At 64.9% G+C, this 18,563-nt stretch carries 4 protein-coding genes; all 4 read right to left on the bottom strand.

Features of this window, described 5'->3' with window-relative positions; genetic code table 11:
• The coding region (locus F0185_RS19945; protein ID WP_167227338.1) for a non-ribosomal peptide synthetase at window positions 1–9,374 on the bottom strand (9,374 nt) is incomplete at its 3' end.
• A 114-nt stretch (window positions 9,375–9,488) separates the two neighbouring features.
• The gene (locus F0185_RS19940; protein WP_167227336.1) at window positions 9,489–11,123 is read right to left on the bottom strand and encodes an MBL fold metallo-hydrolase; all 1,635 of its coding nucleotides are present in this window, start codon (window positions 11,121–11,123) and stop codon (window positions 9,489–9,491) included.
• Complete coding sequence (locus F0185_RS19935; RefSeq protein WP_167227334.1) at window positions 11,116–11,916, bottom strand: homoserine O-acetyltransferase/O-succinyltransferase family protein; 801 nt, start codon at window positions 11,914–11,916, stop codon at window positions 11,116–11,118. Before F0185_RS19935 ends, F0185_RS19940 begins: the two co-directional genes overlap by 8 nt.
• A 12-nt stretch (window positions 11,917–11,928) precedes the next feature.
• On the bottom strand, window positions 11,929–18,519 hold the full coding sequence (locus tag F0185_RS19930) for a non-ribosomal peptide synthetase (RefSeq protein ID WP_167227332.1): 6,591 nt from the start codon (window positions 18,517–18,519) through the stop codon (window positions 11,929–11,931).
• Window positions 18,520–18,563: the final 44 nt, after the last annotated feature.

Below are 18,563 nucleotides of genomic sequence, written 5' to 3'. Positions count from 1 at the left end.
AGCGTGAGCACAAGCCGGGGCGCGCAATCGGCCAGCATGTCGGCCAGCCGTTCGCGCGGGTAGGTGGGATCGAGCGGGACGTAAGCGCCACCTGCCTTCAGGATGGCCAGCAGGCCAACCACCAGGTCCAGCGAGCGCTCCAGGCAAATCGCCACCCGCACGTCAGGCCCCACGCCCAGCCCGATCAGGTAATGCGCCAACTGGTTTGCACGGTCGTTCAGTTCGCCGTAAGACAAATGCGATCCCTCATACGTCACGGCGCGCGTCGCCGCTTGCAGGACGACTTGTTCCTCGAACAGTTGGTGGATCAGCTTTTCTGCCGGAAAAGAAGCGCTGCTCGCGTTAAAGTCAGACAGCAGTTGCTTGCGCATTGGCGAGGTCAACAGCGGCAAACGCCCTGTGCGCGCATGCTCATCGCCCGCCATGGCGTCGAGCAGGCAACGCCAGCAATCGATCAGGCGGCTGATGCTGGCCTCTTCAAACAAATCGGTGGCGAAGGTCAGGCCACATGCGAGGCCGCCCTCAACCTCGACCAGGGCCAGTGACAGGTCAAACGGAGTGACGGTGCCGGGCTGTTCGAGCTGGGCCAGTCGCAAACCAGGCAGGGCCAATGCGGCGCCCGGCGGGGTGTTGTTCAGCGTGAGCATGACCTGAAACAAGGGGCTGTGGCTCAAACTCCTGGTGGGGTTCAGGGTTTCCACCACCTGTTCGAACGGGATGTCCTGGTGCGCGTACGCGTCCAGCAGCGTGCCCTTGACCTGTTCCAGCAACTGCGCCACGCTCAAATCGGCGTCCAGGCGCACGCGCACGGCCAGGGTATTGACGAAAAAGCCGATCAAGGGCTCGACCTCGGCGCGCTGGCGGTTTGCCACCGGGGTGCCGATCACCACATCGTCCTGGCCGCTCAAGCGGCTCATCAACACCGACCACGCCCCCAGCAGCACCATGAACAGGGTGGCGCCGTGGCGCTGGCCGAGCGCCTGCAGCTGCGCGGTGAGCGCGGCCGGCAGCGCGAACGCCACGCTGGCGCCGGTGTGGCTTTGCCGGGCCGGACGCGGATGGTCGGTCGGCAGTTCCAGCAGCGCCGGCGCGCCGGCCAGGTGCGCGCTCCAGAAACCGCGCTGGCGTTCCAGTGCTTCGCCCTGCAGATAATCGCGCTGCCAGAGCGCGTAATCGGCGTACTGGATCGCCAGCGGCGCCAGCGGATCTTCCAGCGCCTGGCGGAAGGCGGTGTACAGCGCCGCGAATTCGCGCACCAGCACCCCCACCGACCAGCCGTCGGAAACGATGTGATGCTGGGTCACCAGCAGCACGTGCTCGCGCTCGCCCAGGCGCAGCAGGCGCGCGCGGATCAGCGGCCCGCGCGCCAGGTCGAACGGCGCCGCGCTCTCATCCTGCGCCTGCGCCGCCAGGGCCTGTTCCTGCTCATGACCGCGCAAATGCGACAGGTCGTGGCGCGCCAGCGCCATGCCCTGCCCTGCCGCGCCGATGCGCTGCCACGGCATGCCATCGACCTCGACAAAGCAGGTGCGCAGGCTTTCGTGACGCGCCACGATACGGTCGAGCGCGCGCACCAGTGCGTCCGTGTCCAGTTGGCCCGACAGGCGCAGCCCGGCCGGCATGTGGTACGCCGCCCCGGCCGCGTGGTCGAGCTGGTCCAGGAACCACAGGCGCTGCTGCGCGAACGAGAGCGGCAGCGGCGCGGCGCGGCTGGCCGCCGCCATCGGCGCCAGCGGCGCGCACGCCAGTTGCGCCAGGCTGCCAGCGAGCTCGCGCAGCAGCGGGCGCGCGAACAGGGTCCGCAGCGGCAGTTCGGCCCCCATGCGCTGGCGCACCCGCGAGGCCAGTTGCACCGCCAGCAGCGAGTGCCCGCCCAGGTCGAAGAAATGGTCTTCGCGGCCGACCCGCTCAACTCCCAGCAGTTCTTGCCAGATGGCCGCCAGCGCTTGTTCGGTGGCCCCTTGCGGCGCCGCGTAGCGCGCCAGCGCCAGGGCCGCGCCATCCGGCGCCGGCAGCGCCTTGCGGTCCAGCTTGCCGTTCGGCGTGAGCGGCAGCGCCGCCAGCGTCACGAACGCGCCCGGCACCATGTACTCGGGCAGGTGCGCCAGCAAGGCCTGGCGCAGCGCGCCCGGCTCGAGCGCGGAGGCGTCACTTTCCGGCCTGGCGGTCAGGTACGCGACCAAACGCGCATCGCCTTGGCCTTGCACCGGCGCCAGGGCCAGCACCACCGCTTCGCGCACGCCCGCGCACGCCACCAGGCGCGCCTCGATTTCGCCGAGCTCGATGCGGAAGCCGCGCACCTTCACCTGGAAGTCGTTGCGACCCAGGTACTCGAGCTGGCCGTCGGCGCGCCAGCGCCCCAGGTCGCCCGTCTTGTACATGCGGGCATCGGGTGCGGAACTGAACGGATCGGCCACGAAGCGCTCGGCCGTCAATTCCGGCCGGTTCAGGTAGCCGCGCGCCACGCCGGCGCCGCCAATGTGGATCTCGCCGCTGACGCCCAGCGGCACCGGCTGCAGATACGCGTCCAGCACGTAGACGCGGGTATTGCCGTATGGCTTACCGATCGGGATGACGGCAGGAACCGCCCCGCCCGCTTCGAGCGCGAACGTGGTCGCGGTGACCGTCGTTTCGGTCGGGCCGTAGGCGTTGAGCAGCGTGCAGCCAGGCGGCAAGCTCTCCAGCGCGGCCTGCCCCAGCTTGTCGCCCCCGACGATGAGCAGCCGCAGCGAATCGGCCTGGGCCAGGGTCTCGCCCAGGCTGGCGAAGTAGGCCGGCGCGATGTTGGCCACGCTCACCGCATGGGTGCGCAGCAGCGTTCCCAGTTCCTCCGGTGTCCATACGTGTTCCCCGCGCAGCAGCAGGCGCGCGCCGGCGCCCAGTGCGCACAGGATCTGTTCGGCCGACGGGTCGAAGCTGATCGAGGTGAATTGCAGCACGCAATCGCCGGCGCCGATGCCGTAGTGCGCGATCGAGGCCGCGATATGCTGAGCGATATTGCGGTGCGTGACCATCACCCCCTTGGGCTGGCCGGAGGTGCCGGAGGTATAGATGACGTAGGCAAGATGGGACGGTACCAGTCCCAGGCTGGACGGGTCGGGATTGCCGTCCGGCTGGCCCGCCAGCGCCGCGCTGTCAGGGCCGGCCAGGGCGATCACCGGGCAGGCGGGCAAGCGTCCGGCCCAACGCGCGGCGCCCTCGGCGTCGGTGACCAGCGCGCTCGGGGCGCTGTCGTCGAGCATCCAGGCCAGCCGTTGCTCCGGATAGGCCGGGTCGAGCGGCACATAGCCGGCGCCGGCCTTGAGAATGGCCAGCATCGCCACAATCAGGTCCGGGCCGCGCGCCATGCACAGCGCAACCCGGTCGTCGGCCTTCACGCCGTGCGCGATCAGGCAGTGCGCCAGGCGGTTGGCGCGCCGGTTCAGCGCGTCGTAGCTCAGTGATTGCTCACCAAACACAATCGCCGGCGCGGCCGGCGCGGCCAGCACCCGCGCTTCAAACAGTTGATGCACCAACTCGCTCGCGGGAGACACTGTCTGCTGGCTATTCAATCCGGCAAGTACAAAGTCGCGCTGCGCTTCGCTTAGGATCGACAGGCGGCTACAGCGTTGCGCGGCATCGCCGGCGAATGCGCCGAGCAGATGGATGAAACAGTCGATGAAACGCTGCGCCGTCTCAGCGCTGAACAATTCATCAGCATAGTGCAAAGTTCCACCAAGTGCGCCACCGCGCGTGCCCATGCTCAGTGCGAGTTCGGTCTGGGCGCTTGCTGCCAACTCCTTGCCGAACACAAACTGAACTTGATGCTGCAACTGCAAATTGGCGTCCAGTTGATCGAAGGGAAACGCCAGATGCGGTGCGACGGCATCGAGCGTGGCGCGAATGCGGGCCAGCAGCCCGGCGACACTCAATTGCGCATCGACCTGCAGGCGCAACGCCGTCATGTCAGTGAACCCGCCGGCAGCGGCCTCGCCGGCCTGGCAGGAACCATCGATCTCGACGCCAAGCACCAGGTCTTCCTGGCAAGCCAAACGGCTCAGCAAAGTCGCCCATGCGCCCAGCAATACCTCCGACAGCGCAACGCCATGCTGCTCGCCTTGAAGGAGAAGCGCCGCGGCCAATTCCGCAGGCAAGACGAACGGCACAGCGCTCGCAGCGCGCTGCCGCTGACTCTGCCTGGCAAAATCCACCGGCAATTCCAGGCGCGCGGGGGCATCGGCAAGGTGTCCTGACCAGAAACGGCGGTCCGCGCCCGCATCGAATCCGGCATACCAGCCTGCCTGCCGGTCGCGCGCGACACGGGCTGTCCGCGCCGGCGCGGCAAGCGCCAGATATTGCTCGAAACTCGCGCTGGCGATGGCGCCAAGATGTGGAAGCGCCGCCAGCGCGGCAGCATAACGGATGATCAATGTCACATTGCGGCCGGTCTTGCTCGCAGTAATGTCAATCAGCGCGGCCTCGCCTGCCCCGCTACCGTCCAGCCGATCGTGCGCCCCTTCACTGCCGACTTCACGATAGGACAATGGCGCAGCCGCAGCCAGCCAGCCCGCGTCCGGATGTTGGGCACGGCACTTGAAAATGATCAGTGACGCGGTGTGGGCCAGCAACTCGGCATCGAGCATGCCGTCAAAGACAAGCTCGCTGACACAGTGCGCACCTGGCAGCCCGCCATTGACGCACAAGGGCAACAAGAACTCCCCGCTGCCTGGCACGCCCTCATCGAAATTTGCCATCATCAACTTCAACGCCAGGATGAACTGCTGAGACAACAGGGCGAGGTCCGCAGGCCTCAGGGCCAACCTGGTAGTGAGGGCAAGCCGGAAACCGGCGGCCGGATTGCCGGATACGAGCGTGCCCAATGGGAAATTGGTTTCTTCAAACCCGAAGGTGGCGCCAACCTCCATCTTTTGGCTTTCCAACAAGCCATCAAGGACGTGAAAATTATTGAACGTGAACAAGGCGTCAATCCGCAACGCCGGATGCTGCGCGGCGATGGCCGCGAACGGGTAGCCGCGGTGCGCCTTGTGCGTACTGTCGACACCTTGCAGATCGCCCGCCAAGGCACGCCAGGTGCCCTTGGCAAAGTCGAAGGTCACCGGCAGGACGTTCAGGAACAGGCCGAGAACGTTTTGGGCGCCATGCACTTCCAGGCGGCCATGGTCGGTCACGCCGCTTGACACCAGCGCCCCGTCGAGGAAAGAGCGCAGCATCTGGCCGTGCGCCATCAAGAAGAGCGTTTTTACAGGTATCGCCGAGTGAGTGGAAAAATCGAGCAACGCTGCATTGAGGCCAGGCGCGAAGTCGAGTCCGACACGCTGAAAGCACCCGCTTTGTCCGGCGTAACTGTCCGGCAGTGGCGACGCATGGCCGGCTGCAAGGTAGGCATCCCAGTAGGCTTTGCTGGCAACATCGTCGCGTTCGCCCAAATGGCGTGCCACATAGTCGGCGAATCGGGTCGGGCCGCTGTCGAAGACGTCTGACAGCGCACTCCCGGATTTTTTGTGCCAATACTGTTCAAATAGTTGCCGCTGCATCGTCGCCATGCTCCAGCCGTCGACAATGACGTGGTGCGCATCGACGATGAACTGGACGCGGTCGGCCGCTTTCACCAAAATATGAAAACGAATCAGGCTCGGACCTGCAAGATCGAGGCGCGATTGCTTGATTTCCTGGAATTTGGCATCGACGAACGCTGCTTGTTCCGCATCAGGCAGGTCGCTGATATCGATCACTTCCCACAAGGGCTCGGCATGCGCATAGACCAGCTGCAGCGGTTCCGAATACGCAGTCAGATCAATGCCGGTGCGCAGGACCGGATTTAGGGCAAGCACATCGGCCAGTGCCGCGCGCAGAACGTCCACGTCGAAGTCGAAGCGCAACTGCGTCGAAAACACGTCATGGTAGACATTGCTGGTCTGCTCGAGCAGGACATGGAACATCATGCCCGCCTGCAGGGAAGTCAATGGATAGGCATCCTCCACGCCGGCCGGCACCAAGGCCCGGTCCTCCTCGCCAATGAGCGCGAACGGGGCCACCGTCCCGGTTTGCGCCGGCGCGGCCAGCTGAGCGCTGCGAGCAAGGTGCTGTGCCAGTTCGGCCAGGGTCGGATACTTGAAGACATCGACCACGGTCACCGCGTAGCCATGTTCGCGCAATTGCGCAATCAATTGGATCGACAGGATGGAATCGCCGCCAGCGGTGAAGAAGTCGCATGCCCGGTCCGACACCTCGATTCCCAGGATGCTTTGCCAGATCCCTGCCAGCAAAGTCTCGGTGGGGTCCAGGGCCACTACCGCATTGTCGGCCCGTGCCGCCCGCTGCGCCTCGAAGAGGCTGAACAAACTCTGGGCGCAAATCTTGCCATTGTCGGTTAACGGCATGTGGGCCACGGCCACGATCTGATGCGGAATCATGTGGCGCGGCAGCCGTTCGCCCAAGGTGGTCCTGGCCTGCGCCAACGCCTCCCCATCGTGCTCTCCTTCGGCGAATGCTACCAGCATTTCCACCTGATCGCGGGCATACAACTGCACCGAAACCCGTGTGTCGGCCAGCAGCTCGCTCAGCCGTAGCGCAATCTCCTGCAATTCCACCCGTTTCCCGCGAATCTTGACCTGGCCATCGCGCCGGCCTTGATAGATCACGTTGCCGTCATGGTCGACGCGGCAATAGTCGCCGGTGCGGTAGGCAGTGCCCTCCACCCAGTCGAGTTCGACAAAACTGTCCGCCGTCTGCACCGGCAATTGATGGTAACCGGCCCCCACGCCAGCCCCTGCGATCAGCAACTCGCCGGTGACACCGCGCAGGCACGGCTTGAGGTATTGATCGACGATGTAGGCACGGGTGTTCGGGATGGGCAGGCCGATCGTCACGCTCTTACGTTGCAACCATTGCGCCGCGCTGGCCTTGAAGGCCAGCGAAATATCCGCACACTCGGTCGGGCCGTACACATTCGCCAGGATGGCGTTGCAGTGCGGGCTGGCAAGCCAGGAATTCAATGCCTTGAGGTCGAGCGCTTCGCCGCCGAGTGCAACCATGCGCAAGCACGCAAGACGGCGGAAATCGGCCTGGCGGTCGACCTTCAGAAGAGCGTGGAAGGCGCTGGGCGCGCAGTTGATCAGAGTGACCCGTTCGCTGTCGATTTGACGCAGCAACGCCTCGGCATCGAAAGGGCCGCAGCCGGCCAGTACCAGCGTGGCGCCGCACATTAACGGCGCCAGGATGTTCTTGATCGATGCATCGAAGCCAATCGGAATCATCAGCATGACACGGCTGGCCGGCGCGATTTCAGCGAAATCGACATACCATGCGCACAGATTGTCCAGCGATGCATGGCGAATCAACACACCTTTGGGGTTGCCTGTCGATCCGGACGTGTAGAGCAAATAGGCGATATCGTCAGGCTGCGGCAACGCCGTGCTGTCCTCGGCCACGTCGCCGATGTCGTCGCAAGCGGCGATATCGAGCACGAAACCGTAGTAATCCCAGAAGTCGTCGGCGCGGTCGCGCTCACTGATCACGATGGCCGCGGCGCTGTCGGCGAGCGTGAACTGGATATGTTCGAGCGGATAACTGGTGTCGAGAGGGACGAAGACCGCCCCCACCCTCATGACGGCCAGCATGGCCACGGTCATATCGATCGATCGATCCAGATAGACGGCAATGCGGTCGCCCCGCTTGACGCCGAGCGCGCGCAATTTCGCACTCAACTGGCGCATGCGCCGACCGAGGGTGCGGTAGTCAATGCACGCATCGACCTCGGCGACCGCGCAAGCATCGGGGGTAGCGGCGATCGCCTGTTCGATTTGCGCCAGCACATTGGCGCACGGGCGGGTGTCGGCCGGCGCTTCCGGCTTGCACAAGGCATCGGCCAGATCGTTCCGGAGCAGATCGGCCAGTGCGGTATCGACGGGGCTGGCCATGGCCGCGATCAACTCCACATAGCAGCGCAGCCAATAATCAACCGTGCTTGCGCTGAAGAGGTCGGCGTTATAGAACGCGACGATGCGATCGGCTTCGACCTTCAAGGTCAGGTCGTACTGGGACTTGGTGGCGCCCTGCTGTTGCTCGGCTTGCACCAGTTGCCCGGCGCGTGTCGCGCCGGCCTGGTCGAACAGGAATTTCACTTGAAAAACCGGGGAATAGGCGAGATCGCGCTCGATCTTCAAATCATCGACGATCTGATCGAACGGCATATCTTGATAGTCGAAGGCCCGTAGCACGGTCCGGTGAACCGACGCCAGGAATTGCGACGAGACAAGCAGAGGGTCGACGTTGATACGCAGCGCTAACTGATTGACGAAAAATCCGATCATCTGCCGCAGCGCGGGATGGTCGCGCCCATGGGTGTCGGTGCCGATCACCAGGTCCGTCTTACCGCTCAGTTTGTATAACAGAAGCGCGTATGCGCCCAGGTAGGCGCTGAACTCGGTGAACCCATGCTGCACGCAGTGTCGCCCCACCTGCGCGCCTAAAGCGCCGTCAAGTTCAATGGTGCGCAATGCGCCGCTGTACGATTGCTGCGCCGGCCGCACCGCATCGAAGGGCAATTCCAGGGCGCCGTCGAGTTGCGCCAGTTCTTGCTGCCAGAAACTGCGGCTGACCTCGAAGCCGCCTTCGGCATGATAAGTCTGTTGCCAAGCAGCATAGTTGAAGTAGGCCAGGGCCGGCGCAGCGGCTGTTGCTTCCTGACCGGCAAGGATGTGGCGATATTCCGCGACAATCTCTTCGGTCAGCAGGCGAATCGACCAGGCATCGGTAGCAATGTGATGGAATGCCAGCATGAGGATGGATGGCGCGGCGCCACGCATGAACAGGCAAGCGCGCACGGCTGGCTCGCGCGCCAGGTCGAACGGGGTATTGCCATGCAGTTCGCGCCTGGCCGCCAGGGCCGCTTCTTGCTGCTCCGGGTCGCGCTCGCGCAAGTCGACGCAATCGGTCTGGAAACGCGCGGCGGGATCGAAACGCTGGCGTAGCTTGCCATCGACGATCAGGTAGCGCACCTGGTGGATCGGATGCCGGTTCACCACGCGGTTAACGGCGATGACGAACTGGCCTGGATCAATGCTGTCGGCCAGGGTCAACTCGGTGGCCAGGTTAAAGTGCACGATCGCGGGATCGAACTGCTGGATGAAAAACAGGCGCTGCTGGGCGAACGAGAGTGGATAGTCACCCGCCGCGACTGGCGCGTCGGCGCCTGCCAGCGCGGCCAGCGATCGCCCGAAATGCGCCGCGACGGCTGCCTTGTTTGCGCGCAGCGCATCCATCACCATGTCCGTCAGCGCGCCTTCAGGCGCTTCCAGATTCAGTTTTCCATTGATGACGCTGACGGCGATGCCGTGTTCGTCGATGTATTCAATCAGCTCATATAATTTCATGTCGGTCTCTTATACTCAATGGTCTAACTGGTCTGAATAGCCTGGACGGCCGCACGTCAAATGCGACCGCCGCGATGGTGGGTATGGATCGTGGCGCGCCGCCGCGTTACCTGCTTATGCCGGGGTAGCGCGGCATTCCAGATCCCACTGGCGGCTGCCGTACAAGCGCTCGGCGTGGATGCCGGCGGCGCTGCAATATGCCAGCAGGCGATCGGATTGTTCGATCTGGTGCGTGTTGACGTCATAATCGGTGCCCATGAAGTACTTGAACCAGGGCTCCATGCCCATGGCGTAAATGGCAACCTCAGTGGGACGCATGATGTCGATCATGCGTTGCGCGGAAGCGAAGTCGGCCCCGTTGAAGCGCCGGGACTCATTGATCGCGCGCGCCACCGGCTTGGTAAACAGGGCGCCGTACAGCCAGCTCATCGGAGCGCCGACGCATTCCATGCCGAGAAACAGCAGGTCGATCTTGCCGACCGCGCGGGCGATGCGCTCGTACAGGACCGGATCGATACAGGAAGAATCCGCGCCACAAAACACCGTGAAATCCTGGAAAGTGAAACACCACGCCGTCTTGGAACGTACGTTCAGATCGGCATGCTCCCCAAGAAAGGGAATCGCCTTGATGCGCATGGCGCCCACCGTGATCTCTTCCATTTCATCAAATTCCTGCACCGAAAAACCTAGCGACTTGAGCATCAGTTTCATGGAAGGATCGGCAATATTCCCGCCGCTATTCTTGGGCACAAGCACTTGCCCGGTCTTGTGGCGAAGTTCAAGCAAGGTCTCGATGCACATGTGATCCATATGCGTGTGCGTAATGCAGATGTAGTCGAGCCGGTCCGGCAGATCGGCAAAACTCGGCGCGCCCCCTTCCCCGCCGGACGCGCGGCAGGCGATCACCGGGTCGATGGCCACGCACAACTGGTCCGTCTCGATCAACAGCCCGGCATGACCAAGATAGCGGATACGCATCGGCGTGGAACGGGACTGACCGCGTCGTTCCGGTGCGGCCTCGGTAAAGAGGGCCATCGCGTCGAGCCCGCCTTGCGCGGGCATTTCCGCCAGCAGCGCGCGCAGTTCGCTGTGCGTCAATCCCTGCGTGCGGGCCGCGAACAGCCGGTCGATCGTCGGATTGGCGAAGGCGGTGTTGAAATGCAGGGAGTGCGGATCGGGCAGGCGCGGCGAACTGAGCACAAATGGCCGCTCGCCCTCATCCGACAGCAGCCCGAACGCCAGACTCTGCGCTGCGGGCTTGTACAGATCGCCTTCGAACAGCAAGCCTTCGATCAAGCGAAAATCGGCATGGTGTTGCATGTCGTAGATCAGCTCGACGTAGCCGCGCAAGTTCGGGGGGATGTCGCCATAGAGTTTCTCGAGCGAATGACCCTGTTGCTTTTCCAGCAGCGCATTCAGGGCCGTGATCGACTTTCGCACGTCGAAGAAATCGGCGTAATCGACCTCTAACTGGGTGATCAATGCCTGTACTTGCTCAACCTGGTCCGCGCTGCAGTTCACGAAATCGCCGCCCACCAGGCTCTTTTCTTTGCTGGCAGAGATATGGATATGCGAATTGGCGACGAAGGAGCGCATCAGACGATAATGACGCCCCGTGAAATGCATCGCGCAACTGACCGGTGCAAGCAGGTATGGCCATGCATACCAGTTCAGGATCAAGGGTTCCGAATAGGCGTCCGCGCGCAAATAGAAGCGAGGTTCGTGAGGTCGATCTTGCAGATTATTCATGGACGAGACTTGTTGGCTGATTGGAGGGTACGAGGTGGGTGCTCACCCAGTGGGCGAGCAAGTTGCCTGCTTCGGCGCGCAGTTGTTGACGCATGCGCTCGAAGGAGGCGTGGTCGAAAGCGTGGGTGTAGGCCAGGGCCTTTGCCTGATCGCGCATCCATTCCGCGCGCAAGGTATCGGCGGTATATTCGGGATGACCGAGCACAATGAAGAACTTGCGGTCCCGCGACTGCAAAACGCCCGGGCCGAGTTGATCGCAACTGGCCACCACTTCCAGGCCGGAGCGCGCCACGTCGGCCGCGTCGAGCTCGGCCCAGGAACTGTAAGGCAGATGAAATTCGGCACCTTGTCCAGCCAGGCTGCGCACGCCCGCCGGCGTCAGCCTGAAGTTGAACAACCCGTATTGCTTTTCCGGCAGCACGCGCTTGTTGACGCCCAGATATTTTGCCAGTGCCAATCCGCCGAAACAGATCCCCATCACCGAGCGGACACGTCGTTCAGCGAAACCGAGGATCGTCGTCAACTCTTGCCAATAGCTAATTTCGGCATAGGGCAGATGTTCCACTGGCGCTCCGCTGAGAATCAGAAGATCGAGATCGATACGCTCAACGAGCTCGAAGAACGACGGGTAAGGCATGCATCCGGACTGACTGCTGTGGTAACGATGGGTTTCCAGCCGAATACAATGGATCTCGACATCTTGCTGGTGGTCTTCCAGCGCTGCGCGCAACAGGCATTCGTATTCGACAGCGTTCGGCATGATATTGATCAAGCCAATATGGAGTTTTTTCATGTGCGCTTGCAATTAAAGATCGAGTGACACTGTCTGTCTGCGCCCCGTGGAGCCCTTGCGCAGCGCGAGCAGCTGCTCTACATGACCGGCGATTTCACACAGACGCGGCAACGAATAGAGCTGGCTGATATTGAGTTTGACGGAATAGTTTTCCTCCAATTGAAAGCGGGTCTGCACCAACGCAAGCGAGTGGCCGCCCAGTTCAAAGAAATGATCGTTGTGCCCGACCCGCTCGACACCGAGCAAGGTTTGCCAGATGCGCGCGATGAACTGCTCGACATCGCCCTGTGGCGGCTCAAAAGGCGACTGCACCAGCGCGGCCTGGCCGGGCGCCGGCAAGGCATCGCGGTCCAGTTTGCCGTTTGGCGTGAGCGGCCAGGTAGCGAGCGTCACGAATACGCTGGGCACCATAAATTCCGGCAAGCTTTGCAACAGGGCCTGGCGTAAGGGCAATGCCTCGGGCGCGGCCCCGTCCAGGGGAGCCAGATACGCCACCAGGCGCTTGTTACCGGGCGTATCCTCGCGCGCCACCACCACGGCAGCGCGCACCCCTGGCTGCTGGGCGAGTGCGGCTTCGATCTCGCCCAACTCGATGCGCATGCCCCGCACCTTGACCTGGAAATCGTTGCGCCCGAGGTAGCCAAGGCGACCATCGGCGCGCCAGCGGCCAAGGTCGCCCGTCTTGTACATGCGCGCCGCCGCTTGCTCGCTGAAGGGGTCGACCAAGAAGCGTTCCGCCGTCAGCTGCTTTCGATTGAGATAGCCGCGCGCCACACCCGCCCCGCCGATGTAGATTTCGCCCACGACGCCGGGAGGCTGAGGCTGCAAATGGCGATCCAGCACGTACACCCGCGCATTGGCGATCGGCACGCCGATGTGCACGCTCGTTGGCGCACCATTGATCAAGCCGACAGTCGCATCGACCGTGCACTCCGTGGGACCGTACACATTGTAAAAGCGGGTCCGGGTATCGGCTTGAATGCGCTCCCAGCTTGCCGCATTGATCGCCTCGCCGCCGATCAGGATGCGTTCGGGACGGCGTTCGGCGTCGAGCAGGCCGGCGGCCAGCAGAATGTCGAGCTGAACCGGTGTGCAATCGACAGCGTCGATGCCCTGCTGCGCAAGGAAGGCCAGCATGGCATGCCCGTCGGCGCGTACGTCGGCCGGAACCACCACCAGGCTGTGGCCAGAGAGAAGTTGCACCAGCCCTTTGACGGAAGAGTCGAACGCAATGCCGGCGTTCAGCGCGATCCGCGCGGGCCGCTGGCACCCATCGAACACCGTGCGCGCCAACGCCTGCCACAAATTGAGGACAGCGCGGTGCTCGACCATGACGCCCTTGGGCTGCCCGGTCGAGCCGGAGGTATAGATCACATACGCAAGGCTGGCCGGCGTGGCCGCGCACGGTGGCGCGCTGTCCGGACATCCGTCCAGGAGTTGTTCATCATCCAGGCACAGCGCCACGCAGTCCTGACCGTGGGCGCCTGCCAGGCTGCGCTGCGTCAGCACGATCCGGGCGCCCGCATCCTCGATCATGAATCCGATCCGGGCGTCCGGCAGGGCCGCGTCGAGCGGCAGATAGGCCGCGCCTGCCTTGAGGATGGCAAGAATGCCGACCACCATCGCCACGCCGCGCTCGACATGCAGTCCGATCACCGAGTCGGCTGTCGCGCCAAGCCGGTACAGGCGCTGCGCCAACTGGTTGGCGCGCGCGTTCAGGGCGGCATAACTCAAACGCTCCGTCTGGTGGGCGATCGCCAGCGTATCCGGATTGGCGGCGACCTGCTCTTCGAACACCGTATGGATCAACGCGTCAGCCCGGTAATCGGTCCTTGCGCTCCACGCCGTTAACAGCGTCCGCTGCTGGGCGGCGTCGAGCAAGGGCAGGCGCGCGACCTGTCCCGGCTTATCGCCAACCATGGCATCAAGCAAGGTCCTCCAGTATCCCAAGAAGCGTTCGATGGTGCTTGATTCGAACAGATCGCTGGCATATGTCAGGTTTCCCTCCAGCCTGGCACCGGTTTCCACCATCGACAGCGCCATGTCGAACTTGCAGGTGGTCGTGGCGCTGTCGATCAGGGAGAGCGTTAACCCCGGTAGCGCGGCTGGAACGGCGCCAGGTGTGTTGTTAAGAACAAGCATGGTTTGGAACAAGGCGCTATGACCCACGCTCCTGACTGGCTTTACAGCCTCGACCACTTGTTCGAACGGGATGTCCTGGTGCGCGTACGCGTCCAGCAGCGTGCCCTTGACCTGTTCCAGCAACTGCGCCACGCTCAAATCGGCGTCCAGGCGCACGCGCACAGCCAGAGTATTGACGAAGAAGCCGATCAAGGGCTCGACCTCGGCGCGCTGGCGATTTGCCACCGGGGTGCCGATCACCACATCGTCCTGTCCGCTCAAGCGGCTCATCAACACCGACCACGCCCCCAGCAGCACCATGAACAGGGTGGCGCCATGGCGCTGGCCGAGCGCCTGCAGCTGCGCCGTGAGCGCGGCCGGCAGGGCGAACGCCACGCTGGCGCCGGCATGGCTTTGCCGGGCCGGACGCGGATGGTCGGTCGGCAGTTCCAGCAGCGCCGGCGCGCCCGCCAGGTGCGCGCTCCAGAAGCCACGCTGGCGTTCCAGTCGTTCGCCCTGCAGATAGTCGCGCTGCCAGAGCGCGTAATCGGCGTACTGGATCGCCAGCGGCGCCAGCGGATCGTCCAGCGCCTGGCTGAAGGCCGTGTACAGCGCCGCGAATTCGCGCACCAGCACCCCCACCGACCAGCCGTCGGAAACGATGTGGTGCTGGGTCACCAGCAGCACGTGCTCTTGCTCGTCCAGGCGCAGCAGGCGCGCGCGGATCAGCGGCCCGCGCGCCAGGTCGAACGGCGCCGCGCCCTCATCCTGCGCCTGCGCGGCCAGGGCCTGTTCCTGCTCATGCCCGCGCAAATGCGACAGGTCGTGGCGCGCCAGCGCCATGCCCTGCCCCGCCGCGCCGAAGCTCTGCCACGGCACGCCGTCGATCTCGACAAAGCAGGTGCGCAGGCTTTCGTGGCGCGCCACGATATGGTCCAGCGCGCGCACCAGCGCGTCCGTGTCCAGTTGGCCCGACAGGCGCAGCCCGGCCGGCATGTGGTACGCCGCCCCGGCCACGTGGTCGAGCTGGTCCAGGAACCACAGGCGCTGCTGCGCGAACGAGAGTGGCAGCGGCGCGGCGCGGCTGGCCGCCGCAATCGGCGCCAGCGGCGCGCACGCCAGTTGCGCCAGGCTGCCAGCGAGCTCGCGCAGCAGTGGGCGCGCGAACAGGGTGCGCAGCGGCAGCTCGGCCCCCATGCGCTGGCGCACCCGCGAGGCCAGTTGCACCGCCAGCAGCGAGTGCCCGCCCAGGTCGAAGAAATGGTCTTCGCGGCCGACCCGCTCAACCCCCAGCAGTTCTTGCCAGATGGCGGCCAGCGCTTGTTCGGTGGCCCCTTGCGGCGCCACGTAGCGCGCAAGCGCCAGTGCCGCGCCATCCGGCGCCGGCAAGGCCTTGCGGTCCAGCTTGCCGTTCGGCGTGAGCGGCAGCGCCGCCAGCGTCACGAACGCGCCTGGCACCATGTACTCGGGCAGGTGCTCCAGCAAGGCCTGGCGCAGCGCGCCCGGCTCGAGCGCGGAGGCGTCGCCTTCCGGCCTGGCCGTCAGGTACGCGACCAGGCGCGCGTCGCCCTTCCCTTGTGGCGGCGCCAGCGCCAGCACCACCGCTTCGCGCACGCCCGCGCACGCCACCAGGCGCGCCTCGATTTCGCCGAGCTCGATGCGAAAGCCGCGCAGCTTGACCTGGAAGTCGTTGCGCCCCAGGTACTCGAGCTGGCCGTCGGCGCGCCAGCGCCCCAGGTCGCCCGTCTTGTACATGCGCGCATCGGGCTCGGGACTGAACGGATCGGCCACGAAGCGCTCGGCCGTCAACTCCGGCCGGTTCAGGTAGCCGCGCGCCACGCCGGCGCCGCCGATGTGGATCTCGCCGCTGACGCCCAGCGGCACCGGCTGCAGATACGCGTCCAGCACGTAGACGCGGGTATTGCCGTATGGCTTACCGATCGGGATGGCGGCGGGAACCGGCCCGCCCGCCGCGAGCGCGAACGTGGTCGCGGTGACCGTCGTTTCGGTCGGGCCGTAGGCGTTGAGCAGCGTGCAGCCGACCGGCAAGCTCTCCAGCGCGGCCTGCCCCAGCTTGTCGCCCCCGACAATGAGCAGCCGCAGCGAATCGGCCTGGGCCAGGGTGTCGCCCAGGCTGGCGAAGTAGGCCGGCGCGATGTTGGCCACGCTCACCGCATGGGTGCGCAGCAGCGTTCCCAGTTCCTCCGGTGTCCATACGTGTTCCCCGCGCAGCAGCAGGCGCACGCCTGCGCCCAGCGCGCACAGGATCTGTTCGGCCGACGGGTCGAAGCTGATCGAGGTGAATTGCAGCACGCAATCGCCGGCGCCGATGCCGTAGTGCGCGATCGAGGCCGCGATATGCTGCGCGATATTGCGGTGCGTGACCATCACCCCCTTGGGCTGGCCGGAGGTGCCGGAGGTATAGATGACGTAGGCAAGATGGGACGGCCCCAGTCCCAGGCTGGACGGGTCCGGATTGCCGTCCGGCTGGCCCGCCAGCGCGCCGCTGCCAGGGCCGGCCAGGGCGATCACCGGACAGCCGGGCAAGCGTCCATCCCAGCGCGCGGCGCCATCGGCGTCGGTGACCAGCGCGCTCGGGGCGCTGTCGTCGAGCATCCAGGCCAGCCGTTGCTCCGGATAGGCCGGGTCGAGTGGCACGTAGCCGGCGCCGGCCTTGAGAATGGCCAGCATCGCCACAACCAGGTCCGGGCCGCGCGCCATGCACAGCGCAACCCGGTCGTCGGCCTTCACGCCTTGGGCGATCAGGCAGTGCGCCAAGCGGTTGGCGCGCCGGTTCAGCGCGTCGTAGCTCAGCGATTGCTCACCAAACACGATCGCCGGCGCGGCCGGCGCGGCCAGCACCCGCGCTTCAAATAGTTGATGCACCAACTCGCTCGCGGGAGACACCGTCTGCTGGCTATTCAATCCGGCAAGTACAAAATCGCGTTCCGGCGCAGCCAGCAAGGGGATACGGCCAACGTGCTGCTGGTACGCCGGGTCCGCCATCGTCGTCAGAATGCGCCGCCAGTACAGCAGCACGCGTTCGGCGCTGGCTGGTTCGAACAAGTCGCTGGCGAAGACCAGCTCGCCATCGAGAGCACCATCGACCGCAGTCAGCGAGAGCGACAAATCGCACTGGGTGGTGGTGGTGGTTTGCTCGAGCTTCGCCAGCCGCAAGCCCGGCAGGGACAGCTCGCTGCCTTGTGGCGTGTTATTAAGCGTTAGCATCACCTGGAACAGGGGACTGTGTGCCAGGCTCCTGACCGGTTTGACCGCCTCGACCACTTGCTCGAACGGGATGTCCTGATGCGCGTACGCGTCCAGCATGGTGTGCTTGACCTGTTCGAGCAACTGCGCCACGCTCGGATCGGCGTCCAGCCGCACGCGCACGGCCAGGGTATTGACGAAAAAGCCGATCAAGGGCTCGACCTCGGCGCGCTGGCGGTTTGCCACCGGGGTGCCGATCACCACATCGTCCTGTCCGCTCAAGCGGCTCATCAACACCGACCACGCCCCCAGCAGCACCATGAACAGGGTGGCGCCGTGGCGCTGGCCGAGCGCCTGCAGCTGCGCCGTGAGCGCGGCCGGCAGCGCGAACGCCACGCTGGCGCCGGCATGGCTTTGGCGGGCCGGACGCGGATGGTCGGTCGGCAGTTCCAGCAGCGCCGGCGCACCGGCCAGGTGCGCGCTCCAGAAGCTGCGCTGGCGTTCCAGTCGTTCGCCCTGCAGATAGGCGCGCTGCCAGAGTGCGTAATCGGGGTACTGGATCGACAGCGGCGCCAGCGGATCCTCCAGCGCCTGGCTGAAGGCGCTGTACAGCGCCGTCAATTCGCGCACCAGCACGCCCACCGACCAGCCGTCGGAAACGATGTGGTGCTGGGTCACCAGCAGCACGTGCTCGCGCTCGCCCAGGCGCAGCAGGCGCGCGCGGATCAGCGGCCCGCGCGCCAGGTCGAACGGCGCCGCGCTCTCATCCTGCGCCTGCGCGGCCAAAGCCTGTTCCTGCTCATGCCCGCGCAAATGCGACAGGTCGTGGCGCGCCAGCGCCATGCCCTGCCCCGCCGCGCCGACGCGCTGCCAAGGCATGCCGTCGACCTCGACAAAGCAGGTGCGCAGGCTTTCGTGGCGCGCCACGATACGGTCCAGCGCGCGCACCAGCGCGTCCGTGTCCAGTTGGCCCGACAGGCGCAGTCCGGCCGGCATGTGATACGCCGCCCCGGCCGCGTGGTCGAGCCGGTCCAGGAACCACAGGCGCTGCTGCGCGAACGAACAGTCGATCATGCCATCGTCCCGGCGCGGGACGATGGCCCCGCCGCCCGTGACGCCCAGGGCGGCAATCAACGCTTGCTTATGCTTCTTTATCTGCGCCAGCAACTCGTCATCGACGACGCCTTTGGCCGCGTGGATCTTAATGTTACCGTCTACCACCTTCACGTCGATGGCACGCGCGGTGAACAGATCGATCAATTCAGGAATTGTCATAGGCGTAAGAAGGTGAATGAATACGTCGCGCAATAAGGGATCGG

The organism is Massilia rubra, from assembly GCF_011682065.1.
Lineage (GTDB): Bacteria > Pseudomonadota > Gammaproteobacteria > Burkholderiales > Burkholderiaceae_D > Telluria_A > Telluria_A rubra.
Note: the sequence above shows the minus strand (reverse complement) of the source record. Positions and strands in the feature narration are given on the sequence as shown.

Bases quoted from the DNA above. Each gene is read 5' to 3' on its own strand.
- F0185_RS19940 (WP_167227336.1), bottom strand. From the start codon at position 11,123: ATGAATAATCTGCAAGATCGACCTCACGAACCTCGCTTCTATTTGCGC.
- F0185_RS19935 (WP_167227334.1), bottom strand. From the start codon at position 11,916: ATGAAAAAACTCCATATTGGCTTGATCAATATCATGCCGAACGCTGTC.
- F0185_RS19930 (WP_167227332.1), bottom strand. From the start codon at position 18,519: ATGACAATTCCTGAATTGATCGATCTGTTCACCGCGCGTGCCATCGAC.